This window comes from Massilia oculi, assembly GCF_003143515.1.
In the GTDB taxonomy this organism is placed as follows: Bacteria; Pseudomonadota; Gammaproteobacteria; order Burkholderiales; family Burkholderiaceae_D; genus Telluria; species Telluria oculi.
In genome coordinates this window covers 1,711,444-1,736,563 of record NZ_CP029343.1, presented here as the reverse complement: position 1 = coordinate 1,736,563, position 25,120 = coordinate 1,711,444, and the positions used below count along the sequence as shown (strand labels likewise).

Annotated in this window: 14 protein-coding genes; 12 read left to right on the top strand and 2 right to left on the bottom strand. The window is 65.4% G+C overall.

The genetic code is table 11. The features are described from left to right. Positions 1-39: 39 nt before the first annotated feature. Positions 40-2,745, top strand: a complete 2,706-nt coding sequence (locus DIR46_RS08125) for a TonB-dependent receptor plug domain-containing protein (RefSeq protein WP_229446541.1) — start codon at positions 40-42, stop codon at positions 2,743-2,745. Between the two features lie 134 nt (positions 2,746-2,879). Here DIR46_RS08125 and DIR46_RS08120 read toward each other — a convergent pair whose 3' ends face one another. Next, positions 2,880-5,747, bottom strand: a complete 2,868-nt coding sequence (locus DIR46_RS08120; RefSeq protein WP_109344790.1) for a TonB-dependent receptor — start codon at positions 5,745-5,747, stop codon at positions 2,880-2,882. Positions 5,748-6,254: 507 nt separating this feature from the next. Here DIR46_RS08120 and aroG point away from each other — a divergent pair. Then, a complete protein-coding gene (gene aroG / locus DIR46_RS08115; protein ID WP_109344789.1) occupies positions 6,255-7,313 on the top strand; it encodes a 3-deoxy-7-phosphoheptulonate synthase AroG in 1,059 nt (352 codons plus the stop codon). 62 nt (positions 7,314-7,375) lie between these two features. On the opposite strand, the gene DIR46_RS08110 is transcribed toward aroG, so the two are convergent. Beyond that, complete coding sequence (locus DIR46_RS08110; RefSeq protein WP_229446540.1) at positions 7,376-10,288, bottom strand: TonB-dependent receptor plug domain-containing protein; 2,913 nt, start codon at positions 10,286-10,288, stop codon at positions 7,376-7,378. Between the two features lie 532 nt (positions 10,289-10,820). Here DIR46_RS08110 and DIR46_RS08105 point away from each other — a divergent pair. From DIR46_RS08105 to infB, 10 genes are all read left to right on the top strand, one after another. Then, a complete protein-coding gene (locus tag DIR46_RS08105; RefSeq protein ID WP_109344788.1) occupies positions 10,821-11,759 on the top strand; it encodes an ABC transporter permease in 939 nt (312 codons plus the stop codon). A 2-nt stretch (positions 11,760-11,761) separates the two neighbouring features. Beyond that, positions 11,762-12,793: an ABC transporter permease gene (locus DIR46_RS08100; protein WP_229446539.1), complete on the top strand. Its 1,032-nt coding sequence runs from the start codon at positions 11,762-11,764 to the stop codon at positions 12,791-12,793. Then, a complete protein-coding gene (locus DIR46_RS08095) occupies positions 12,790-14,490 on the top strand; it encodes an ABC transporter ATP-binding protein (RefSeq protein WP_229446538.1) in 1,701 nt (566 codons plus the stop codon). The genes DIR46_RS08100 and DIR46_RS08095 overlap by 4 nt, the downstream gene beginning before the upstream one ends. A 91-nt stretch (positions 14,491-14,581) precedes the next feature. Further along, positions 14,582-15,526, top strand: a complete 945-nt coding sequence (locus DIR46_RS08090) for a VTT domain-containing protein (protein ID WP_109344786.1) — start codon at positions 14,582-14,584, stop codon at positions 15,524-15,526. A gap of 190 nt (positions 15,527-15,716) precedes the next feature. Beyond that, positions 15,717-16,730, top strand: a complete 1,014-nt coding sequence (locus tag DIR46_RS08085) for a glucokinase (protein WP_229446537.1) — start codon at positions 15,717-15,719, stop codon at positions 16,728-16,730. Between the two features lie 405 nt (positions 16,731-17,135). Beyond that, on the top strand, positions 17,136-17,876 hold the full coding sequence (gene scpB, locus DIR46_RS08080) for an SMC-Scp complex subunit ScpB (protein WP_109344784.1): 741 nt from the start codon (positions 17,136-17,138) through the stop codon (positions 17,874-17,876). Further along, on the top strand, positions 17,863-19,836 hold the full coding sequence (gene rluB / locus DIR46_RS08075) for a 23S rRNA pseudouridine(2605) synthase RluB (protein WP_109344783.1): 1,974 nt from the start codon (positions 17,863-17,865) through the stop codon (positions 19,834-19,836). The genes scpB and rluB overlap by 14 nt, the downstream gene beginning before the upstream one ends. 316 nt (positions 19,837-20,152) lie before the next feature. Beyond that, positions 20,153-20,641 carry a ribosome maturation factor RimP gene (gene rimP, locus DIR46_RS08070; protein WP_005668553.1) on the top strand — a complete coding sequence of 163 codons (489 nt, stop codon included), beginning with the start codon at positions 20,153-20,155 and terminating at the stop codon, positions 20,639-20,641. Beyond that, the gene (nusA, locus tag DIR46_RS08065; RefSeq protein ID WP_109344782.1) at positions 20,638-22,203 is read left to right on the top strand and encodes a transcription termination factor NusA; all 1,566 of its coding nucleotides are present in this window, start codon (positions 20,638-20,640) and stop codon (positions 22,201-22,203) included. The genes rimP and nusA overlap by 4 nt, the downstream gene beginning before the upstream one ends. A gap of 44 nt (positions 22,204-22,247) precedes the next feature. Next, positions 22,248-25,076, top strand: coding sequence for a translation initiation factor IF-2 (gene infB / locus DIR46_RS08060; RefSeq protein WP_109344781.1), 2,829 nt, complete (start codon positions 22,248-22,250; stop codon positions 25,074-25,076). Positions 25,077-25,120 lie beyond the last annotated feature (44 nt).

Here is a 25,120-nt window from a genome sequence, read left to right as displayed (position 1 = left end):
CCGGCTTGTTAGAGTTCGTTCCCCAATAAAAACAAGCCCATGATGAAACAAACTTATCTACTGGCCGCCGCCATTGGCGCGCCGCTGCTCGCCCACGCCCAGGCGGCGTCGACCTCCGCCGACACGCCAGTCGCCGCTGCCAGCACCAGTGCCGCGCCCGCGTCGGTTCTCGTCACCGGCTCGCGCATCGCCCGGGCGCAGCTGGATGGTCCGTCGGCCGTCACCGTCATCACCGGCGACGACATCACGCGCCAGGGTTACAAGAACGTGTTCGACGCCCTGAACAACCAGGTGCAGAACAGCGGCTTCGTGCAGGGCGCCGACTTCGGCAATACCTTCACGCCGTCCGCCAACACCATCAGCCTGCGCGGCCTGGGGCCGAATCACACGCTGGTGCTCCTCAACGGCCGGCGACTGGCCGATTTCCCGATCGCCTACGAGGGCACGGTCAACTTCACCAACCTTGCCAATATCCCTTCGTCCATCGTCGAGCGCATCGAGATCCTGTCGGGCGGCGCCTCGGCCATCTACGGCTCCGACGCGATCGCCGGCGTGGTGAACATCATCCTCAAGAAGAAGGCCGAAGGCTTCGACGTCAACGTCAAGCTGGGCGGCACCAGCCGCGGCGGCGGCGCCGAGCGGCGCGTGCAGTTCACCGGCGGCAGGCAGTTCGATCGCCTGAGCACCGTGTTCGCACTCGAGTTCTCGGAACGCAATCCGATCGGCGCCTACCAGCGCGACTTCATGTCCGAACGCTCGGGCCTGCCTACCAATATGCTGTCGCGCCGCGACGCCACCGTGGGCCGCTACATCGATCCGGGCGCGACCTGCGGGCAATTAGGCGACCTGTTCGGCGGCAGCGTCGTCAACTACGCATCGCGTACCGGCAACTATTGCGCCAGCAACAAGGTCAGCCCGACCTACTGGTCGGTGCAGACCCGGAACCAGAGCAAGAATGCGTTCGGCAGCGCCACCTATGAACTCGACGACAGCACGACGCTGTTCGCCGACGTCCTGCTAGGCCACAACGACACCGTCAACAATACGCGCGGCCCATCGTGGACCTCGAATTCGCTGAACAACGGCTACTTCCTGAACCGGAACACGGGCCATTACGAAGCCTGGACCCGTTATATGTCCCCGGAAGAGATGGGCGGCCTGTCGCGCTACAACCGCTTCTGGGAAGACGGCGCCGTTGCCGCCTCGCTGGGCGCACGCGGCATCGTGCCCGGGACCAGCTGGAAGTGGGAAGCCGGCTACAGCGCATCCTGGTATGAGAGCAAGGGCAAGACCCCGCGCGCACTGTCGAACATCGACAGCTTCTTCCTCGGGCCGCGATTGGGAACGGACGCGAGCGGCGTCGCCATCTATGCGCCGGACCAGGCGCGGCTGGCGACCCGCGTGAACCCGGACGAATTCGGGACCATCACCGGCTATGCCGAAAGCGACGACGAATCCTGGACCCATACGGTATCGGCCAGCGCCAATGGCGAATTGCTGCAGCTGCCGGCCGGCCCGCTGCAACTGGCGGTGGTGGCCGAGGCCGGCCGCCAGGGCTTTACCAATGCGCCCGACGAGCGCATCAACGCGGGCTACTTCAACCTGGCGCCGAACACCGCGGTCACGGCCGGCACCCGCAACCGCTATGCGCTCGGCACCGAGGTCAGCATCCCCTTGCACAAAATCCTTACCGCGACCCTGGCCGGCCGTTACGACCGTTATGAATTCGCCGAGCGCGACAGCGGCAAGTTCACCTACGCCGGCGGCCTGGAATTGCGGCCGACGCGCGCATTGCTGGTGCGCGCCAACTACGCCACCAGCTTCCGCGCGCCGGACATGAATTACATCTACAAGGCGCGCGGCACCGGCTATTACTCGTCGACCACCGACCACTACCGCTGCGGCGTGACCGGCCAGCCGCTGGCGAACTGCGAATTCGCCAGCTACTCGCCCGGCGCCGACTACGTGCAGTACGGCAGCGCCGACCTCAAGCCGGAGCAGGGCAAGTCGTATGGCGCCGGCATCGTCTGGTCGCCGAGCACGAGCTTCGATGCCTCCATCGACTACTGGGACATCAAGATCGACGACCTGGTGACCAATCTGTCGGCCGACCAACTGCTGCGCGACGAAGCGGCCTGCCGCCTGGGCTCGCTGGACATCGGTTCTTCGCTGTGCGTGGACACGATCTCGCGCATCACGCGCTACGCAACCGATTCGCCGGTGCGTCCGGGCGAGATCCGCGAGATCCGCGTCAACCCGATCAATGCGGCGCAGGAATCGAGCAGCGGCATCGACGTCAGCGCCCGCTATGCGCTGCGCACCGCGGCCTGGGGCACGTTCACCTTGCGCGGCAATTACTCGAAGACCTTGACCCGCCGCTCGAAACAGTTTGCCGGCGACACGGTGCGCGACGAACTCAATTCGCTCACCAGCTCGGATTGGCCGGACAAGCTGGCGGCCAGCCTGAACTGGAACGGCGGCGCCTGGTCGTCGACCGTGTTCGCGACCCGCTACGGCAAGATCCCGAACTCGGCCCAGACCGACTACCTGACGCCGACCACGCTGGTCAATGCGAGCGTCGTGTATCGCGTGAACGACCGCCTGACCCTGTCGGCCATCGTCAACAACGTGTTCGATCGCATCAAGCACGACACGACCGGCGGCTGGCCCAATTATGCGGTGGGCAGCTACAGCCCGGCGGGGCGGACCGGGTGGGTCGAGTTGAATTATCACTTCGGCGGTTGAGGGCTGTTCCGTCGATATGGGGTGGACTGGTCGATTGACGTGGGTTGGACGCGTGGACGGGAAACCCGGCCACCCTACGTGATATGCGCATAGGGTGGTGGCCTCCACCGTCCACGCGTTCGACCGCCGCCAGCTCAGAACGCGTATCGCGCCCCCAGCGTGAAGAAGCGGCCGATCGCGCCGTAGTAGTCGAGCGGGTTGTACGATACCGCGCCATAGGTCAGCGGATCGAGCGGCGCCTGCTTGTCGAACACGTTCTGGATCGAGCCGTAGATTTCCCAGCGCGGCTGCGGCTTCCAGCGCAGTACCAGGTCGACCGTGGTGAACGAGGCCAGTTCGCAGTCGCTCGGCGCGTCGTCGCCGTTGGCGAACCGGCTGGCGCAGCCTTCCGGATCGTCCTTGAAGAAGGTGTTGTCGATCGGCCCCCGGTAGTTGAGGTTGGCTGACACGCGCCAGTTGGCGCGCTCCCAGGTCGCGCGCAGGTTGGCCTTGTGGTCCGGTGTGCCCATGCAGTTGCTGACGTCGCAGTTACCATGGGTGCCAGCGTAGTCGCGCGTGGTGCCGTCCCTCTCGGTGCGCTCCCATTTGTCCAGGTAGGTGTACTTGGCGTCGAAGGTCAGTGTGCCCCAGTTGTTGGGCAGCCCGAAGCCCTGGCGCGCGTCCAGGTCGATGCCGCGCACCTCGGTCTCGGCCGAGTTCACGTAGCGCGCCAGCACCGCCGTGATCGCGCCGGGGTCGCCCGGGATCGTCGGCACCGCCGTGCTCGGGTCGCGCGCCACGTCGCCGGCGGCGATCGCGGCGTCGATCTGTTGCTGGTTGATCTCGTTCTTGCGCTTGATGTTCCAGAAGTCGAGCGAGAAACTGGTGCGCGGCAGCGGGTCCCAGATCGCGCCGATATTCCAGCTCTTCGAGCGCTCCGGGCTCAGGTCCTGGTTGGGCGAAGTGATGACCGACACCGATGCGGGGCTGCAGGCGGTCTGCACGCCCAGCGCGCAGCGGGCAGGATCGGTGGCGTTGGCGAAGGCCGCCAGGCCGCCAACGCCGTTTTCGGCCGGGCTGGGCGCGCGGAAGCCCTTGGCCCAGGTGGCGCGCAGCGCCAGCTCGCGCCGCGGGTTCCACTTGACGCCGACCTTCGGGGTCCAGGCATCCCCTACGTCGGTGAAGTGGTCGTAGCGCATGGCGCCGGTAAGTTCGAGCCCCGGCAGCACCGGCGCCAGCACTTCGCCATAAATGCCGAGCACGTTGCGTTGACCGTCATAGGCCGAATAGCCCAGGCCGATGATGTTGCCGCGCTCGGTGCCGGCGGTCGGATCCAGCCGCGCCGATTCGTGGCGGAACTCGGCGCCCAGCGCCACGCCCACGGCGCCGCCGGCCAGCTTGCCGATCTCGCGCGTGGCCTTGAAGTCGACCTGGGCGATCTCGGTCTCGGCGTCGTTCGCGATGGTCGGCGACAGGGCGGCGTAGACGGCCGGAGAATTGAGGCCCGCGCTTTCGGCGATGCGCCAGTAGGTGCCGGCCGGCAGGGCGCGGTAGCCGGGATTGGCTTGGGCCGCGGCCACGTTCTCCGGCGTCGGATCGAGCAGGGCGAAGGTGGCGTCGCGCAGCAGGTAGCCGCGGCGCTCGTTGTCGACCTTGCTGCGCGAATAGAGCAGCGAGGTATCCCAGTCCCAGGCGCCGCTGGTGCCGCGCGCGCCGAACAGCGCGCGGATGAAGGTCGAGGAGATGTCGGATTGGCGCGGGCCGACGTCGAAGGGCAGGTAGCGCAGCCGCGCGGCGCGGCCGAAATAGGGGTTGTCGGGGTGCTCGGCGCCGAGCTGGATGCCGGCGTTGCTGACCGGGCCGCCGGGATAGCCGACGCTGGCCGCGATCGGGTTCGGCGTGCTGCTCGACTGGGCCAGGCTGTTGTACAGATTGAGTTCGGCGTAGGCCTCGGTGTTGCCCTGCAGCTTGAGTGTGCCGCGGCTGTACAGCGACAGGTATTCGCTGTCGGGCTGGATCTGGTTGTACAGGAAGGCCGAGTCGACCAGGCAGCCGCCGCCCGGATCGCCTTGCGGATGGCTGGTGAAATTGCCGCAGGCGGCGCCCGGGAAGGTGCGCGTGAAGCCGGGCCCGGCCAGGTTGCCGCGGTTGTAGTATTCCAGCGTGTCGGGATTGCGCACATTGCCGTTGATGGCGTTGCCCGACTGGTTGTTGCCGGTGATGGCGCCGGTGCCGCCGAAGCCTTCCTGGGCCGAATAGCCATAGGGCCGCAGGTCGATCTTGCCGATGTAGTCGCGGTTGCCGCGGTCGCGGTACCAGATCTCTTGCGTGTTCTTGTACTCGACGTTGAACAGCACGTTGTAGCGGTCGGTGTCGAGGTTGCCGAAGCCCCAGGCCAGGGCCAGGTTGTGCTGCTGGCCGTCGCCGGCCTCGCCGCTGCCGTACAGTGCGCGCGCGCTGGTGCCCTGGAAGTTGCGGCGCAGGATGATGTTGACCACGCCGGCGATCGCGTCCGAGCCATAGATGGCCGAGGCGCCATCCTTGAGGATCTCGATGCGCTCGACGGCGTCGGTCGGGATCACGTTGAGGTCGGCGAAGACCTTCTGGCCGTCGTCGGCCAGGCCGTAGGGCGCCATGCGGCGGCCGTTGAGCAGCACCAGGGTCGAGGCCGTCCCCAGGCCGCGCAGCGAGATACCGGAGGCGCCGGCCGCGAAGCCGCTGCCAAAGCTCATCGGCACCGAGCCCTGGTTGTCGACCGCCAGGGTCTGCAGCAGCTCGGCCACCGTGGTCTTGCCCGAGCGCTCGATGTCGTTGCGGTTGACGGTGAGCACGCTGGACGCGGTCTCGGCCTGGGCGCGGCGGATGTTCGAGCCGGTGATCTCGACCCGGGCCACGGGAGCGGCCTCCTGGGCGACGGCAGGGTGGGGAAGGGCCAGCAGCACGGGGCCGGCGAGCGCCAGGCCGGCGGCGCCGCCGCCCGCGAACAGGCGGCGCACGGAACGGGAAAGCAGGGTTTCAGTCATGGTCCGACACTCCAGTGGATGGGAAGATTCGGATGCCGCGCGGGTGGAGGGCTTGATCCTTATCGCAGATCAATTCCCCTGGCACTTGGTCGTGTCTACAATCAACACGCGCGGCAGCCGGGCTTGAATCGACTGTTGCATCGGTAGCCATGTCTGGAATGAGATAGCGCAAGATGCGCGTAAGGTGGCGCCCACGCGCACCCAGGGATGTCAGATTGCTGCAACCGATTGTTGTCTGTACAAGCGTGTAACGCGCGACAAAAGGCTTGCCAACTTTCATGCCTTGTTGTTATAGTCAATTCGACCAAACCCGGACGACACCATGCGCCACGCTTTCTTTACCCGCTTTTTTTACTTTAGCCATTCCAGCCCCTGGCGGTGGAATAGCGGCGGGTACGCGCAGTAAAACGTCCCGGCAGCATCCAGACAAACCGCCAGCGATGGCGGTTTTTTTATTTCCAGTCCTGAACAAGACCAGCACAGAACAGCACGAAAGGGAGTCCCAGCATGCCCCGCACCGACGATTTACGCATCCGTGAGATGAAGGAACTGACGCCGCCCTCGCACCTGATCCGCGAGTTCCCGGTGACCCCGCAGGCCGAGCAGACAGCAAGCGGCGCGCGGGTCGACCTGCACCGCATCCTGCACGGCCAGGACGACCGCCTGATGGTGGTGATCGGACCATGCTCGATCCACGACCCGAAGGCGGCGCTCGAGTACGCGCGCAGACTGGTCGTCGAGCGCGAGCGCTTCAAGGGCGAACTCGAGATCGTGATGCGGGTCTATTTTGAGAAGCCGCGCACCACGGTCGGCTGGAAGGGCCTGATCAACGACCCCTACATGGACAACAGCTTCCGCATCAACGACGGCCTGCGCATGGCGCGCGAGCTGCTGCGCGACATCAACGAGATGGGCCTGCCGGCCGGCACCGAATTCCTCGACGTGATCAGCCCGCAATACATCGCCGACCTGGTCAGCTGGGGCGCGATCGGCGCCCGTACCACCGAGTCGCAGGTGCACCGCGAGCTGGCTTCCGGCCTGTCCTGTCCCGTCGGTTTCAAGAACGGCACCGACGGCAATATCAAGATCGCGACCGAGGCGATCAAGGCGGCGTCGCAGCCGCACCACTTCCTGTCGGTGACCAAGGGCGGCCATTCGGCCATCGTGTCGACCTCGGGCAACGAGGATTGCCACATCATCCTGCGCGGCGGCAAGATGCCGAACTATGATGCCGCCAGCGTCGAGGAGGCCTGCAAGCAGATTGCCGCGCTGGGCCTGGCCAGCCGCCTGATGATCGACGCCTCGCATGCCAACAGTTCCAAGAAGCCCGAGAACCAGGTGCCGGTGTGCGCCGACATCGCGGCCCAGATCGCGGGCGGCGACGACCGCATCGTCGGCGTGATGATCGAATCGCACCTGGTGGCCGGACGGCAGGACCTGGTGCCGGGCAAGGAACTGACCTATGGCCAGTCGGTGACCGATGGCTGCATCGACTGGGAGACCAGCGTCGGCGTGCTGGAAGGACTGGCGGCGGCGGTGCGCCAGCGCCGCCTGCGACAAGACTAAGAACTTTGGGAAAATAAAAAACGGCGCACCGAGGTGCGCCGTTTTTGTTCCAGCTCAGCCGATCAGAACTTGGCGGTCAGGTTCAGGAACACGTGACGGCCCATCGAATCGTACACCTGTGGGTAGGTGTTGCCGTTACCGAAGACTTCAGCCACCACGCCCGACACTGGAGGATCCTTGTCCAGCGCGTTGTTCATGCCGCCGCGCAGCGAGAACATCTGGTTGATCTGCCAACCGGCGGTCAGGTCCAGGTAGTTGCGGTCGCCCAGGCGTGCGTCGGCTGCCTGGAAGCTGCCGCTCAGCAGAGGCTGGTCGCTGCTCGAGTCGAGGTCGGTGCCCTTGACGTAGCGCCAGGTCGCGCCCAGCTCCACGCCGCGCCATGGGGTGCCCCACACCGCACGCACCTTGTGACGCCATTTCGGCAGCGGCACGCCGCAGGTGGTGCCGTGCAGGCCGGCGCAGTCGTACTCGCCCGAACCCGGGAAGTCTTCCTGCTTGAACTCCTTCAGGTAGGTGCCCATCAGCGACAGGTTCAGGCTGCCCCATGCGCCGAGCTTGGTGTTCCAGTTGGCGCCCAGGTCGACGCCCTTGGTCGAGCTCATGCCCAGGTTCTGGTTGGTGGCGACGATGTTGGCGCTTTCCAGGGCCCACAGGCTGCCCAGGCGGTCACGCGTGATCAGGCTGCAGAACTGCGGGTCGCCGGTCTCCAGGCACTGGGTCAGGGTGGTCGAGGCCGGCAGGCCGCCGATCGTGCCCTTGACCTTCATGTCGAAGGCGTCGATGGTCAGCGAGGTGTTGCGGGTCGGGGTCAGGACCAGGCCCAGGGTGTACGAATCCGACTCTTCCGGTTCCAGGTTGGTGTTGCCACCGATGATCTGGTTGTACTGCTGGGCCGGAGAATTGAGGATGTTGCCGTACTGGGCAGCGGTCACGCCGGTGCGTGCGCACTGTGCCAGGGTCGCGGATGGCGTGGCGCCGGCGCAAGGATCGACGTCCATGCCGAACAGGGCCAGGCCGGCCGGGGTGTACAGCTCGACCACGTTGGCGGCGCGGGCCGCGCGCTGGTAGCTGAAGCGGAACTTGGCTTCCTTCACCGGCGCCCACTCGAGGCCGAAACCGTAGGAGTCGGTGTCCTGGCCGGTCGAGTAATCCGATTTGCGGTAGCTGCCGGTCAGCGTCAGCTGGTCGGCGAACGGCACGTTCTGCAGGATCGGGATGCGGGTCTCGGCGAAGTAGTCGCGCACGCTGAACTGGCCGCTCACGTTCTTGGTCGGACCGCCCTGGCCGGCCAGGTCGCCGGATTCGAACGCCACGTCCGAGTTCAGTTCGAGCTTCTCGGTACGGTGTTCCCAGCCGAACGCCACGCCCACGCCTTCGCTGCTGGTCGGCAGCTTGATGCCGTACTCGCCCAGGTCGGACGACAGGTTGATGCCCTGCACGGTCTGCGAGGTATGGCCCTTCTGGAAGCCCGGGGTCTGCAGGTAGGTCAGGGCTTCCGGAGTGACGCCGCCCAGTTTCCAGATATTGTACGGGACGCAGTTCGGGTCGACGCCGTTGAGGGTGCTGGCGCAGACCGGCTGGCCGTTGGCGCCCGGGACCACGTTCAGTGCGCGCGCGCTGCGCGAGACCGAGAAGTCGTTGAAATAGGTTTCCGAGTACAGCACCTTGCCGACCTGGGCGAAGGCGTCGTACTGCCAGTTGCCGATGTCGCCCTTGACGCCGACCACGCCGCGGTAGGAGGTGTGGCGCAGGTCGTCGCGGCGGCCGCCGCCTTCGACGTTACGGCGCAGGATGACGACGTCGGCGGTGTCGCCGGGACCGGTCATGCCCAGCGCGCTGCGCCAGGCGTCGGACAGCAGCGGGTTTTCCCAACGGATCGCGTTGGCGCCGGAAGCGTCCAGGCCGAACAGGCCCGACGGCGCGATCTGGGCCACGGTGCTGTCGTCGTGGAAGCTGGCCTCGGCGTACAGGCGCGCCTTGTCGTTGATGTCGTAGTGGGTGAACGAGCTGAAGGTATAGCGTTCCGACGGACGGCGGAAGTAGTTCAGCGGGCCGAAGTTGTAGGCATCCTGGGCGGCCACGTAGTTGCGCACATTGCCGTTGGCGTCGGCCACGGTTTTCAGGCCGGTGGCGGTGATGAACTGGCCCGGGAAGCTGGTGCCGGAGCCGCCGCAATTGAACACGTCGCCACGGCTGGCGCCGCCCAGCGAGCAGGCGGTGAAGTCGCGCTCGGACTGCAGCAGCGCGTCTTCCTTCTTGTAGCCGAAGAACACCACGGCGTTGCCCTTGCCGTCGGCGAAGTTGCCGCCCATGGTCAGGCTGATGTCCTTGACCTTGCCGTCGGCGCCCTTGTCGCCCGGCAGCGCGAAGTTGCGGCGGCGGGCGGCGTCGGCCACCGGGCCGCCGTTCTGGTCGTGGTTGTAGAACTGGTAGTTGGCGTCGATCTGGACGCCCTGGAAGCGGTCGTCCATGATGAAGTTGACCACGCCGGCCACGGCGTCCGAGCCGTAGATGGCGCCGGCACCACCGGTCAGCACTTCGACGCGTTTGATCAGGCCCACCGGGATCTGGTTCAGGTCGGCCGCGGTGTTGCGCGGGCTGCCGGCCGGCAGGCGACGGCCGTTGACCAGCACCAGGGTGCGGTCGGCGCCGAAGTTACGCAGGTTGACGGTCGCGGTGCCGGACGAGCCGTTCGAGACCGAACCGCCCTGGTCGGCGAAGACCTGGGGCAGGTTGTTCAGCAGGTTCTCGACCGAACGGACACCTTCCATCTTGATGTCCTTGGCGTTGACCACGGTCACCGGGCTGACGCTTTCCAGGTTCGCGGTCGCGATGCGCGAGCCGGTCACTTCCACCCGTTGCAGCGATTCGGCGGCAGGCGCCGTTTCCTGGGCGTGGGCCGCGGTGCAGGCGACGGCAAGGCCGCCGGCGCAGATCAGCCGCACCGATCGAGATAACACAGTTTCAACCATCATAGTCAGTCTTCCCCGTAAGACCTGGCAGCGGGTTGCGCCGGCCAGTAAAGTCAGTGAATCGCCGTGTGATATGGACACGACATGTTTTTACTACTTAGCAATAAAAACATTGACCAATAGATACTGTCAATTGGTAAGGTATGCACGGAGAAAAATACAACTACGCGATAACTTGTCTTTACAATTTGAATTATTGATGCTAGTCACGCAAAAGTCACAAAACTCGAAACGCGATAGATAGTGCGAGAAATATAGTTTGAAATGGAATTTGATTCGTTCAAACTATATTTAAATGGCATGAAATTGCTGAAAACGCGAAGGTCCGCTTCGGCGCTGAGGGCAAGGTTCTTATACGAATTATTGATACCATTGTCATTACGTTGCAATAACCTGCGACTATCGGAGCATAAGATTGCGCGTCTGTCGGCGCGTGCGGATATGCGCTATCGTGTCATTTTTTGCCACCGTGAATTTGGCTCGGTGGCGAACCTGAGGGCGGCTCATTCGCCCAATCCGCAAAATCGGGAGAACGATGTTCGCTTATGTCCTGCGCCGGCTGTGGCAGATGCTGCCGACGATGGGTGGTGTGGTGCTGCTGGTATTTTTCTTGTTTAACTGGGTCGGCGGCGATCCGGCCTATCTCCTGGCCGGCAAGATGGCCGACGCCGGCGCGATCGAGAACATCCGGCGCCAGCTCGGCACCGACCAGCCGTATTCCGTGCAGCTGTGGATCTTCGTCAAGCAGATCCTGACCTTCGACTTCGGCAATGCCTGGAGCACGGGCGAGCCGGTGTCCCACATCATCGCCAGCCGCCTGGGGCCGTCGCTCACGGTCCTGATTCCGCTCACGGTGCTGGAAACCGTGTTCGGCATCGCGCTGGCGCTGGCGATCGCCTTCGTGCGCGGCTCGCTGACCGACCGCGCCGTCATGGTCGCCTGCACGGTCGGGATGTCGATCTCGATCCTGGTCTACATCATCGTGTTCCAGTACGTGTTTGCCTACCAGCTGGGGCTGTTTCCTGTCCAGGGCTGGGGCAATAGCCTGGGCGAGAACCTGCTGCGCTATGCGCTGCTGCCGATCATCATCGGCCTGGCGGTGTCGATCGCGCCGACCCTGCGCCTGTACCGCAGCTTCGTGCTCGACGAGGCAGGGCAGGACTATGTGCGCACCGCGCGCGCCAAGGGCTTGTCGGAGCGCCGCATCGTCTGGGTCCACGTGCTGCGCAATGCCGCGATCCCGATCATCACCCACGTGATGGCCAACCTTCCGGCGCTGCTGATCGGCGCCTTCCTGCTCGAACGCTTCTTCGGCATTCCCGGCATCGGCCGCGAAGTGATCCTGGCCGTCGAACGCAGCGACTTCCCGGTGATCAAGGCGATCACGGTCTACGTGGCCGCCGCGACCATGGTGTTCAACCTGCTGGCCGACCTGCTGTACCAGGCGGTCGATCCCCGCGTGCAGCTCAAGTAATCATGACGACCCTGCTCACGAACACGAATATGCATGCGCGTTCGCCCGGCTTGTGGGCGCTCGCATGGCGGCGCCTGCGCGCCGACCGCGTCGGGATGGCGGCGCTGGCCGTCGTTGCCGGCTTCCTGCTGCTGGTGCTGTTGTCCGCCACGGGCATGCTGGCCAGCGATTGGGAAGACGAGGTGGCGGTCAACTATGCGCCGCCCACCTTCGTCGGGGCCGACGCCACGGCGCGCGCGCTGGCGCAGGCCCAGCTGCCGCGCGCAACGCCGCCGAACGCCTTCGATCCGCTGGCAGCCGAGCTGGCCGAGCTCGAGGCGCAGGTGGCGCAGACCCATCCGCCAGTGGAAAAGCGCACTACCTTGCCGTTCGGCGCCGACAAATGGGGCCATGACATCGTCAAGAAAACCATCAAGGGCGGCGAGACCTCGATCGTGGTGGGCCTGGTGGCGGCCCTGCTGGCGGTGACGCTCGGCACCCTGTTCGGCGCCGTCTCGGGCTTCTATGGCGGCTGGGTCGACGACCTGTTCAACTGGTTCTACAGCATCTTCACGGCGATCCCGGCGATCCTCATGATCCTGACCGTGGCCGCCGTGCTCCAGCAAAAAGGCGTCGCCACCATCGTGCTGATCCTCGGCCTGACCGGCTGGACCGGGCCCTATCGGCTGATGCGCGCCGAATACATCAAGCATGGCGCGCGCGAATACGTGATGGCGGCGGATGCCATCGGCGCTTCGGCCTGGCAGCGCATGTTCGGCCACATCCTGCCCAACGTCTCGCACGTGGCGCTTGTGCAGATGTCGATCCTGGTGGTGGGTTTCATCAAGGCCGAGGTGATCCTGTCGTTCCTGGGCTTTGGCGTGCCGGTCGGCACCGTTTCCTGGGGTAGCATGCTCAACGAGGCGCAGAATGAACTGATCCTCGGCAAGTGGTGGCAGCTGGCGGCCGCCGCCGGCGCGATGGCGCTGCTGGTGACGAGCTTCTCGCTGTTCGCAGATGCCCTGCGCGACGCGCTGGACCCCAAGATCAAATGACCCTCACTATGACCCAGGAACCGTTGCTGCAAGTGCGAGACCTGCGCATTGCCTTTCGCACCGACAGGAACAACACCTTCGAGGCGCTCAAGGGCATCTCGTTCGACGTGCCGGCGACCGGCACGGTGGCGCTGGTGGGCGAGTCCGGCAGCGGCAAGTCGGTCAGCTCGCTGGCCGTGATGGGCCTGCTGCCGGCGCAGACCACCATCATCGATCCCGGTTCCAGCATCCGCTTCGCCGGCCGCGAACTGCTCGGCCTGCCCTTGCGCGAACAGCGCACGCTGTGCGGCAAGGACATCGCGATGATCTTCCAGGAGCCGATGTCCTCGCTCAACCCGGTGTTCACGGTCGGTTTCCAGATCGGCGAAGTCCTGCGCCTGCACATGGGCATGACCAAGCGCGCGGCGCGCGCGCGCACCCTGGAATTGCTGCACGAAGTCGGCATCCCCGATCCGCAGCAGAAGATCGACGCCTATCCGAGCCAGATGTCGGGCGGCCAGCAGCAGCGGGTGATGATCGCGATGGCGATCGCCTGCGAGCCGCGCCTCCTGATCGCCGACGAGCCGACCACGGCGCTGGACGTGACGATCCAGAAGCAGATCATGGACCTGATCGCGCGCCTGCAGCGCGAGCGCCGCATGGCGGTGCTGTTCATCACCCACGACCTGGGCCTGGTGGGCGAGATCGCCGACCGCGTGATCGTGATGCGCCACGGCGAGGTGCGCGAGGAGGGCGCGGCCAGCCAGGTGTTCGGGGCGCCGGCCGACGCGTATACGAAGGCCTTGCTGCATTGCCGGCCGTCGCTCGACGCAAGGCCGCTGCGCCTGCCGGTGATCGACGATGTCCTGAGCGGTCGCATCGAGCCCGGCCAGGCGCCGGCGCAGCGCGTGCGCGGCACGGCGCCGGACGACGAGCCGGTGCTGGTGGTCAATAACCTGGCCAAGAGCTTCTGGCTGCGCGACGGCCTGTTCGGCAAGCGCGAATTCAAGGCGGTCAAGGACGTCTCCTTCACCCTGGGCCGCGGCAAGACCCTGGGCGTGGTGGGCGAGTCGGGGTCGGGCAAGACCACGGTGGGCCTGACCCTGCTGCGCCTGCACCGCGCGAGCGGTGGCTCGGCGCTGTTCGAGGGGCGCGACCTGCTGGCCATGTCCGACCGCGAATACCAGGCCTATAAACGCCGGATCCAGATCATCTTCCAGAATCCGTATGCCTCGCTCAATCCGCGTTTCACGGTGGGCCAGATCTTGCTGGAACCGATGCGCATCCACGGCATCGGCGCCAACGAGATGGAGCGCGCGGCGCTGGCGCGCCAGTTGCTGGGGCGGGTGGGCCTGCCGGACGCCGCCTATGGCCGCTATCCGCACGAGTTCTCGGGCGGCCAGCGCCAGCGCATCGCGATCGCGCGCTGCCTGACCATGCGGCCCGAGATCCTGGTGTGCGACGAATCGGTGTCGGCGCTCGACGTCTCGGTGCAGGCCCAGGTGCTGAACCTGCTGCAAGACCTGCAGGATGAATATGGCATGAGCTATATCTTCATCTCGCACGACCTGTCGGTGGTCAAGTACATCTCGGACCAGGTGATGGTGATGCACCACGGCAGCGTGGTCGAGATGGCGGATTCCGACGCGTTGTATCGCGACCCCCAGCATCCCTATACCCGCTCGCTGCTGGCGGCGATTCCACGAGGTGTCTTGTAAAAATGACGCATCCATCCCTGGCGTTGCGCTTACGCCAAAGGGAATAGGGGGTGTTCCTGTATCAACCACACAATTGCGCTAATATACAAAGATGCCCCAGCTAGCCGAACTCCTCCAAGTCTATGGCGTGCTGATCGTGTTCGGCATCGTCCTCGTCGAACAGTTCGGCCTGCCCATACCCGCCTATCCGGTCCTGATCGTGGCCGGCGCGCTCTCGGTTACCGCCGACGTGAGCTGGCACCTGGTATGGATGGCGGCCATCGTGGCCTGCCTGATCTGCGACGCCTTCTGGTTCCGCGCCGGCCGCTTTTACGGCAAGCGCATCCTGCGGCTGCTGTGCAAGATATCCCTGTCGCCCGATTCCTGCGTCAACCAGACCGAGGACCGCTTCCGCAAGTTCGGCGTCAAGTCGCTGCTGGTGTCCAAGTTCATCCCCGGATTCAATACCATCGCGGCGCCGCTGTCGGGCGCGATGGGCGTCAACCCGCGCCTGTTCCTGCTGTACGCGATGAGCGGCGCGGCGCTCTGGAGCGGCACCGGCATCCTGCTCGGCGTCTGGTTCCACGACAGCGTCGACGGCGTGCTCGACACGCTCTCGACCATGGGCAGCACGGCGCTGACCATCGTGGCCGGCCTGCTGGCCCTGTTCATCGCCTTCAAGTATGCCGAGCGGCGCCGCCACCGCTCGCGCAGCGCGATCGAACGCATCGACATCGACGAGGTGCTGGCCCTGATCGACGCCGGCCACGATCCGGTGATCGTCGATGCGCGCAGCCTGAGCGCGCAACAGATGGAAGCCGCGATTCCGGGCGCCGTGATCTTCAAGGCCTGCCAGCCCGAACACCTGATGGCATCGCTCGACCGCGACCGCCACATCGTCGTCTATTGCAGCTGTCCGGACGACGTCACCGCCGCCGAAGTGGCGCGCCAGTTCATGGCCAACGGTTTCCACCGCGCCCGGCCGCTCAAGGGCGGGCTCGACGCCTGGAACGCCCAGCGCGGCAACGATCCCGGGCTCGATCCGGCGACCTGCTGAGCGGCATGCCGGCCGGCCGGCGGCACGATTCTCTCTACCTCGTTAAAAGTAGTTCTACTACGCCTGCATGGATGGGTGATGAGATGCATGCATCCGTTTTGTTGTGGGGTGTGTACCTAAACTACAGAAAACACTTGTCGTCAGGGCAAAGAATTTAGTAAGCTTGGGCGTCTCTTCTATGTGTACCACCATGACTGCCTCCCCGTTCAGCCCGTCCACCGACCACCTCCACCGCGGCGGCGCCCGCCTGCTTGCCGACATCGGCGGCACCAACTGCCGTTTCGTGCTGGAGCTGGGGCCGGGCCGGCTCGAGGCGGTCGAGGTGCTGCCTTGCGCCGACCATGCCACCCTCGGCGAGGCCATGCGCGCCTACCTGGGCAGCCCTGCGGTCAAGGCCTTCTGCGCGGCGCCGATCCGCCACGCCGCGATCGCCATCGCCAACCCGGTGAACGGTGACTATGTGCGCATGACCAATCATCACTGGGAATTTTCCACTGAAGCCTTGCGGCAGGAATGCGGTTTCGAGATCCTGCTGGTGGTCAACGATTTCTCGGCATTGGCGCGTTCTCTGCCGCACCTGGGCGAGCAAAAACGCCAGGTGGGCGGTGGCGCGCCGCAGCCGGATGCGGCGTTGGGCCTGCTGGGCGCCGGCACCGGCCTCGGCGTGTCCGGCCTGGTGCCTTGCGGCGACAGCTGGACCGCGCTGCGCAGCGAGGGCGGCCACGTCAGCTTCGCCCCCGTCAATGAGCAGGAAATCGCGATCCTGCAGTATGCCTGGCGTGAATTCGAACACGTCTCGTTCGAGCGCTTCCTGTCCGGCGCCGGCGTCGAGCTCATCTACCGTGCGCTGGCCGACCGCGCCGGCCGCCCCGGCGAGCGCCTCGGCGCGGCCGAGATCTCGCGCCGCGCGCTCGCCGGCGAATGCGCGCTGTGCGACGACGTCCTGGAAGCCTTCTGCGGCATGCTCGGCACCGTGGCCGGCAACCTGGCCGTCACCCTCGGCGCCCAGGGCGGCGTGTACATCGGCGGCGGCATCGTGCCGCGCCTCGGCGAGCGCTTCGACCGCTCCTCGTTCCGCCGCCGCTTCGAGCAGAAGGGGCGTTTCGCCGGCTACCTGGCCGACGTGCCGACCTATGTGATCACTGCCGACTACCCCGCATTCCTTGGCGTGTCGGCGATTTTGTCGGAAAAACTGTCCGACTGACGCAAATTGGCGCGCATCGCAGTGCCGCCCCCTTGTCCGCTGCGGGGTTTTATCGGTTACAATGGCCGCCAGTTGGAAGAAACGACGTCGTCCACTCGCGTGCCGCACAGGCCGCTCCCCGGCGACGCCCCGATCGCGGGCGTGCCTAAGAGATAGAGTTCCGCCGAGTTCCACGTTTCGCAATGAAGATCAACCAGCGGCCCGTCGCGCAGGCGGGTTGCCCCTGGCGGGTTCCTTGCCCGCCATGTAATAGCTCCGGCACTGAGCGCGCCGGGCCCACGGATTCCGGTTTCAGGCAGCAGAGCGCAGGCAGGCCCGGCGCATGGCACGCAGGCATGCGCGCCGCTCGCATCGGTGCTGTCCCGACCCCGATTGGCCGAATTGTTTGATTGACGACATCGCGATATGAATACTGACGAGGCCAAGAGAGTCCTCGAAACCGCCTTGCTATGCGCCCGCGAGCCGATGTCGATCCACGGCATGAAGAAGCTCTTCGCCGAGGTCGACGCGCAAGGACGGCAGGTTGGCGCCGGCGTCGGCGCCGATACGATCAAGATCTTGCTGGAAGAACTGCGCCAGGACTGGGATGGGCGCGGCATCGAGATCGTCAGCCTGGCGTCGGGCTGGCGGTTCCAGAGCCGTCCCGAGATGAAGCCCTACCTCGACCGCCTGTCGCCCGAAAAGCCGCCCAAGTACTCGCGAGCGACGCTGGAAACGCTGGCGATCATCGCCTACCGCCAGCCGGTCACGCGCGGCGACATCGAAGAGATCCGTGGCGTCGCGGTCAATTCGCAGACCATCAAGATGCTGGAAGACCGCGGCTGGATCGACGTCGTCGGCCACCGCGAAGTGGTGGGGCGGCCGGCGCTGCTGGGCACCACACGCCAGTTCCTGGATGACCTGGGCCTAGCGGCGCTGTCCCAGTTGCCGCCGCTGCAGCCGCTGGCCGAAGGCCCGGACAGCCGCAGCCTGGAAGCCCTCGAGGCGGCATTGAATGACAATTTTGACAAGGTGGATGCTTCCGCATCTGCCGACGAACCAGATTTAGCTACTTCACCCGTTGAAGTTCCGATCCGCGACACGCTTGATGACGGGATTGCCGAGGCGGGTCAGCACAATAAAGACACGAACGATGAACCCAACTGAACAAAACGAGACCAAGCCTGTGGACGCAGGCGAGCCAGCAGCAGCCAAGCCGAAGCGTACGCGCAAGGCGGCTGCCGTTGCCGACACCGCGCCGGTCGAGGCCGTCGTGGCCGACGCGCCGGCCAAGCCGAAGCGCACCCGCAAGGCGGCCGTCGCCGCCGAGCCGGTGGCCGCCGAGCCGGCCGCGCCTGCGCCAGCCCTTGACGCGCCTGCGCCCAAGGCCCGCAAGCCGCGCGCCACCAAGGCCGCGAAAGAAGAGTCGGCCGCAGCGCCGGCCGCCGAGGCGCCGGCCGCGGTCGAAGCCGCTCCAGCCCAGGAGGCGCGCAAGCCGCGCGGCCCGCGCCAGATGCGCGAAAAGCGCGCCGAACGCGAAGCCTTGCAGCAGGCCGCCGCGCCGGCTGTCGCCGAGCAAGCCGCTCCGGCGCCCGAGGTCGCGCCGGAAGGCGCCCAGGAGGGCAAGCAAGAGGGCAAGCAAGAGGGCAAGCAAGAAGCGCGCGGCCGCGGCCAGCACAAGCAGGGCAAGCGCGGCCAGCAGAGCGGCCGTCCGACCGAAGGCGGGCGTCCGACCGAAGGCGGACGTCCGGCCAAGCAGATCGGCCGCGGCGGCAAGCAGCAGCCGCAGGGCAGGGGCGGCAAGCAGCAGCCGGGCAACGAAGCCGACAATGTGTTCTCCTTCGTGACGTCGAGCGACTTCGACGCCAACGACGGCGCGCGCGGCAACGCGTCGGCGAAACCGGTGCGCCGCGACCTGACCGCCGACGACGATGCGCCGAAGCTGCACAAGGTGCTGGCCGAGGCCGGCCTGGGTTCGCGCCGCGACATGGAAGAGCTGATCGTCGCCGGCCGCGTCTCGGTCAATGGCGAGCCGGCCCATATCGGCCAGCGCATCCTGCCGACCGACGCGGTCCGCATCAATGGCAAGCTGATCCAGCGCCGCGTGAGCAGCAAGCCGCCGCGCGTGCTGGTCTATCACAAGCCGGCCGGCGAGATCGTCAGCCATGACGATCCGGAAGGCCGTCCATCGGTGTTCGACCGCCTGCCGACGATGAAGGCCGGCAAGTGGCTGGCTGTGGGCCGTCTCGACTTCAATACCGAAGGCCTGCTGCTGTTTACGACCTCGGGTGACCTGGCCAACCGGCTGATGCACCCGCGTTACAACATCGACCGCGAATACGCGGTGCGCACCCTGGGTGAGCTCGAAGAAGGCATGCGCCAGAAGCTGCTGTCCGGCGTGGAGCTGGACGACGGCAAGGCCGCGTTCTCGAAGATCCAGAACGGCGGCGGCGAAGGCATCAACCGCTGGTACCGCGTGGTGATCGGCGAGGGCCGCAACCGCGAGGTGCGCCGCATGTTCGAGGCGGTCGGCCTGACCGTTTCGCGCCTGATCCGTACCCGCTACGGCGCCATGACCCTGCCGACCGGCCTCAAGCGCGGCCGCTGGGAGGAGCTGGAAGAAAACGACGTGCGCGCCCTGATGACGGCCTTCGGCGTCGAGAAGAAGGGCGCTGCCCCCGAAAAGCACGTTAAGGGCGGCCACAAGGGCAAGGGCCCGCGTCCCGAGGGCATGCGTGCCGACGGTAACCGTGGCGCCGAGCGCAACAACGATCGCAGCGACGGCAATCGCATCGACCGCGCCGACGCCAACCGCAATGTCGATCCCTTCGGTCCGCCGGTGGCGCGGGTTGGCAGCACCCGTGGCCAGGGCATCCTCAACGGTCCAGTGCCGAGCGGCAAGCCGGTCGGCGGTCGCCAGGGCGGCTTCGGTGGCCAGGGCGGCGGCAAGGGCCGTGGCGCCAGTGCGGGCGGCGGCAAAGGCGCTGGCAACAGCAGCCGTCCGCGCCAGCCGGATCCGCTGCAGACCACCTTCGGCTTCGCCGGCACCGGTGGTGGCGGGCGTCGCGGCGGGCAGGGGCCGCGCGGCTCGGAACACGGCCTGCCACGCCGCGGTCGTCGCGGCTGAGCATGATTTTCGACCGGTCTGGGCAAGCGCGCAGGCCGGACGTCCGCCCGCGGAAAGGCGTAAAATATCTCTTAGCCCATAGCAACCTGCCAACTGTTGTTTAAAATCTCATTTGTGGTATGGAGATTGCGAGAGAAGCGGAAAAGCAGTATAATTTGCAGCCTAATCGAAGTCCTTCCCGAACGTTGTATCCGCGAGCGGTAATGCGCGTGAAACTGGTGCAAGTGCTTTCATCTGGTTGGGTTGTAGGTACAAAAAGATGGGCAGATGCCCATTTTTTTTTTGGTAAATCGTTTTAAAGCCCTGGAGAAGTGCCGTGCAGCAGTTTGACTTAATCGCCACGACAGTCAGTGGACTCGGCTATGACCTCGTCGATGTGGAGCGGGGCGAGCGCGGGATCCTGCGTGTATACATCGATTTCCCGGCTGCCGACGCGGACGAAAAGGGCCCGATCACGGTCGAGGATTGCGCCAAGGTGAGCCACCAGCTGTCGCACGTGCTGACCGTGGAAAACGTCGATTACGAACGATTGGAAATTTCGTCGCCGGGCCTCGATCGCCCGGTGCGGACCCTCGCCGATTTCGCGCGCTTCGCCGGCCATGAGTGCACGGTCAAGCTGCGCGTCGCGGTGCCGGGCAGTGCAAACCGGAAAACTTATACCGGCATCCTGCGCGGCGTCGAGAACGACAAGGTCGGTTTGGAATTTGACAGTAAAGATGGCCCGGCGTTGATGGAGTTTACGCTGGCCGAATTGGACAAGGCCCGTTTGGTGCCACAGGTGGATTTTAGGAGTCGCAAAGCATGAGTCGCGAAATTTTATTGCTGGTGGATGCGCTTGCGCGCGAAAAGAACGTCGACAAGGAAGTCGTTTTCGGTGCGCTCGAGTTCGCGCTGGCACAGGCCACGAAGAAGCGCTATGAAGGCGAAGTCGACATTCGCGTGTCGATCGATCGCGACACCGGCGAATTCGAGACTTTCCGCCGCTGGCACGTGGTGCCGGATGAAGCGGGCCTGCAGCTGCCTGACCAGGAAATCCTGCATTTCGAAGCCAAGGAGCAGATCCCTGACATCGAAGTCGACGAGTACATCGAAGAGCCGATCGAATCGGTCGAGTTCGGCCGTCGTTTTGCCCAGGACACCAAGCAGGTCGTGCTGCAGCGCGTGCGCGATGCCGAGCGCGAGCAGATCCTGCAAGACTTCCTGGAGCGCGGCGATTCGCTGGTGACGGGCACCATCAAGCGCATGGAACGCGGCGATGCGATCGTCGAGTCGGGCAAGATCGAGGCGCGCCTGCCGCGCGACCAGATGATCCCGAAAGAAAACCTGCGCATCGGCGACCGCGTGCGCGCCTTCATCCTGCGCGTGGACCGCAATATGCGCGGCCCGCAGGTGATTCTGTCGCGCACTGCGCCAGACTTCATCATGAAGCTGTTCGAGCTGGAAGTGCCAGAGATCGAGCAGGGCCTGCTGCAGATCAAATCGGCGGCCCGTGACGCCGGCGTGCGCGCCAAGATCGCCGTGTTCACGGCCGACAAGCGCATCGACCCGATCGGCACCTGCGTCGGCATGCGCGGTTCGCGCGTGCAGGCCGTGACCGGCGAGCTGGGCGGCGAGCGCGTGGACATCGTGCTGTGGTCGGACGATCCGGCCCAGTTCGTGATCGGCGCCCTGGCTCCCGCGAACGTTTCGTCGATCATGGTTGACGAAGAAAAGCACGCGATGGACGTGGTGGTGGACGAAGAAAACCTGGCCATCGCGATCGGCCGTTCGGGCCAGAACGTGCGACTGGCGTCCGAGCTGACCGGCTGGAAGATCAACATCATGACCGCCGAGGAATCGGCGAACAAGGTGGCGCAAGAAACGGCCGCGATCCGCGCGCTGTTCATGGAAAAACTGGACGTCGACCAGGAAGTGGCCGATATCCTGGTTGAAGAAGGCTTCTCGAGCCTGGAAGAAATCGCATACGTGCCAATTTCCGAGATGCTGGAAATTGAATCGTTCGATGAGGACACCGTCAACGAACTGCGCACCCGCGCCCGTGACGCGCTGGTGACCGAGGCGATCGCTTCCGAGGAAGGTCTCGAAGGCATGGAAGAAGCTCTGGTCAATCTGGAAGGCATGGACCGTACCGTTGCCGGCAAGCTTGGCCTGGCTGGCATCAAGACGGTCGAAGCATTCGCGGCGTTGGCCTATGACGAATTCGGCGCCATCCTGGCGTTGTCGTCGGACCGCGCCCGCGACCTGATCAAGAGTGAATTTAATGATGTGACCGACGACGAGATGAAACTGGTCGACAGCAAGTACGACGACCGGGCGAAAGCACTGCAGGCGAAAGCCTGGAGCCTGGTAGAAACGGCCAAAGCTTGAGCATTTCTTTATCATCTGTCGCGACACGTAGAAAAGAGGACTGAATGGCGAGTAACAACGTAGCCCAATTTGCCACCGAGCTGAAGATGCCTGCAGACCTGCTGCTGACCCAGCTGCGTTCGGCCGGCGTCGAGAAAAGCTCGACGTCAGATCCCTTGTCGAAAGATGATAAGGACAAGCTGCTGAACCATCTGCGCCGTACCCACGGCGCCGCCGATACCGGCGAGAAGAAGAAGATCACGGTGACGCGCAAGGAAACCAGCGAAATCAAGCAAGCTGATTCGTCGGGCAAATCGCGCACCATCCAGGTCGAAGTCCGCAAGAAGCGCACCTTCGTGCAGCGCGACGACCTGGTCACGACCAAGGCGCCGGAAGAGCCGGTGATCGACGCCGCCGAACAGGCGCGCCGCGAGGAAGAATCGCGCCGCCAGTCCGAGCTGATCGCCCGTCAGGAGGCCGACCTGCGCGAGAAGCAGGAACGCCTGGCCAAGCTGGAAGCCGAAGAAAAGGCGCAAGCCAAGGCGGCTGAAGAGCAGGCCAAGCGCGAAGCCGAAGAACAGGCCAAGCGCGACGCCGCCGAGAAGGCCGCCGCCGCCGCTGCCGCCAAGGAAGCTGCCGCTGCCGGCAAGGATGCCGCCGGCGCCGACGAGGCCGCCAAGAAGGCCGCCGACGACGCCAAGGCCGCCAAGGAAGCCGCCGCCAGGGAAGCCGCCGAACGCGCTGCCGCCACCGAGCGCGCACGCAAGGCCGTGGCCGACGAAGTGGCGCAGATCAAGCTCATGATGAGCCAGCCACGCCGCGTGATCAAGGCGCCGGAACCGGCGCCGAAGCCAGCGGCGCCGGCCGCTGCCGCCGGTACGCTGCACAAGCCTGCGGACAAGAAGCCGGGCGAAGTCAAGAAGGACGACGCCAAGAAGCCGGGCGACAAGAAGTCGATCAAGTCGGCCAATGTGTCGTCGACCTGGTCGGACGACGCCAAGAAGCGTGGCGGCCAGGGTCTCAAGACCCGTGGCGCACCCGCAGGCGGCCGTGACGGCTGGCGCAGCGGTGGCCGTGGCGGCCGCCGCGGTCATGGCGACGATCGTGAATCGAACTTCCAGGCGCCGACCGAGGCGATCGTGCGCGAAGTGCACGTGCCGGAAACCATCACCGTGGCCGAACTGGCGCACAAGATGTCGGTCAAGGCGTCCGAGGTCATCAAGCAACTGATGAAGCTGGGCCAGATGTGCACGATCAACCAGGTGCTGGACCAGGAGACCGCGATGATCCTGGTGGAAGAGATGGGCCACAAGGCCTTCGCTGCCGCCGAGGACGATCCGGAAGCGATCCTGGCCGACCAGGGCGAGCACACCGAGTTCGAATCGAGCTCGCGCGCACCGGTGGTTACCGTCATGGGTCACGTCGACCATGGTAAAACCTCGCTGCTGGACTACATCCGTCGTGCCAAAGTCGCTTCGGGCGAAGCCGGCGGCATTACCCAGCATATCGGTGCTTACCACGTGGACACCCCGCGCGGCATGATCACCTTCCTGGATACCCCGGGTCACGAAGCGTTCACCGCGATGCGTGCCCGTGGCGCCAAGGCGACCGACATCGTCATCCTGGTGGTGGCTGCGGACGACGGCGTGATGCCGCAAACCAAAGAGGCAATTGCTCACGCAAAAGCCGCCGGCGTGCCGCTGGTCGTTGCGATCAACAAGATCGACAAGCAGGGCGCCAACGCCGACCGCGTGACGCAGGAGCTGGTTGCCGAAGGCGTGGTGCCGGAAGAATACGGTGGCGATTCGCCATTCGTGCCAGTGTCGGCCAAGGTCGGCACCGGTATCGACGATCTGCTGGAGCAGGTGCTGCTGCAGGCCGAAGTGCTGGAACTGAAGGCGCCGACCGAATCGCTGGCCCGTGGCCTGGTGGTCGAAGCCCGTCTGGACAAGGGCCGTGGCCCGGTCGCGACGATCCTGGTGCAGTCGGGTACCCTGAAGCGCGGCGACGTCGTGCTGGCGGGTTCCTCGTTCGGCCGCGTCCGCGCCATGCTGGACGAGAACGGCAAGACGATCGCCTCGGCTGGTCCGTCGATTCCCGTGGAGATCCAGGGCCTGACCGAAGTGCCGAGCGCCGGTGAAGAAGTGATGGTCATGGCTGACGAGCGCAAGGCGCGTGAAATCGCCCTGTTCCGTCAAGGCAAGTTCCGTGACGTGAAGCTGGCCAAGCAGCAAGCCGCGAAGCTGGAAAACATGTTCGAGCAGATGGCCGAGGGCGAGGTGAAAAACCTGCCGCTGATCGTCAAGACCGACGTGCAGGGTTCGCAGGAAGCGCTGGTCGGCTCGCTGCAGAAGCTGTCGACTTCGGAAGTGCGCGTGCAGGTCGTCCATGCGGCGGTCGGCGGCATCACCGAGTCGGACGTCAACCTGGCGACCGCGTCGAAGGCAGTCATCATCGGCTTCAACGCCCGTGCGGACGCCCAGGCGCGCAAGCTGGCCGAGGCGAACGGCGTCGACATCCGTTACTACAGCATCATTTACGATGCGATCGACGAGATCAAGACCGCACTGTCGGGCATGCTGGCGCCGGAGAAGCGCGAGACCGTCACCGGCCAGGTCGAGATTCGCCAGGTCATCCTGGTGTCGAAGGTCGGCGCGATCGCGGGCTGCCTGGTCACCGATGGCGTGGTCAAGCGTACCTCCTCGGTCCGCCTGCTGCGCAACAACATCGTGATCTGGACCGGCGAGATCGATTCGCTGAAACGCTTCAAGGACGACGCGAAGGAAGTGCGCGCCGGTCTCGAGTGCGGTCTGTCGCTGAAGGGCAACAATGAAATCCAGGTCGGCGACGTCCTGGAGGTGTTCGAAGTCACCGAAGTGGCGCGGTCGCTGTAAGCCACGCCGTTGGCGTACCATGGGGCCAGGACGCTTCGCGGCAA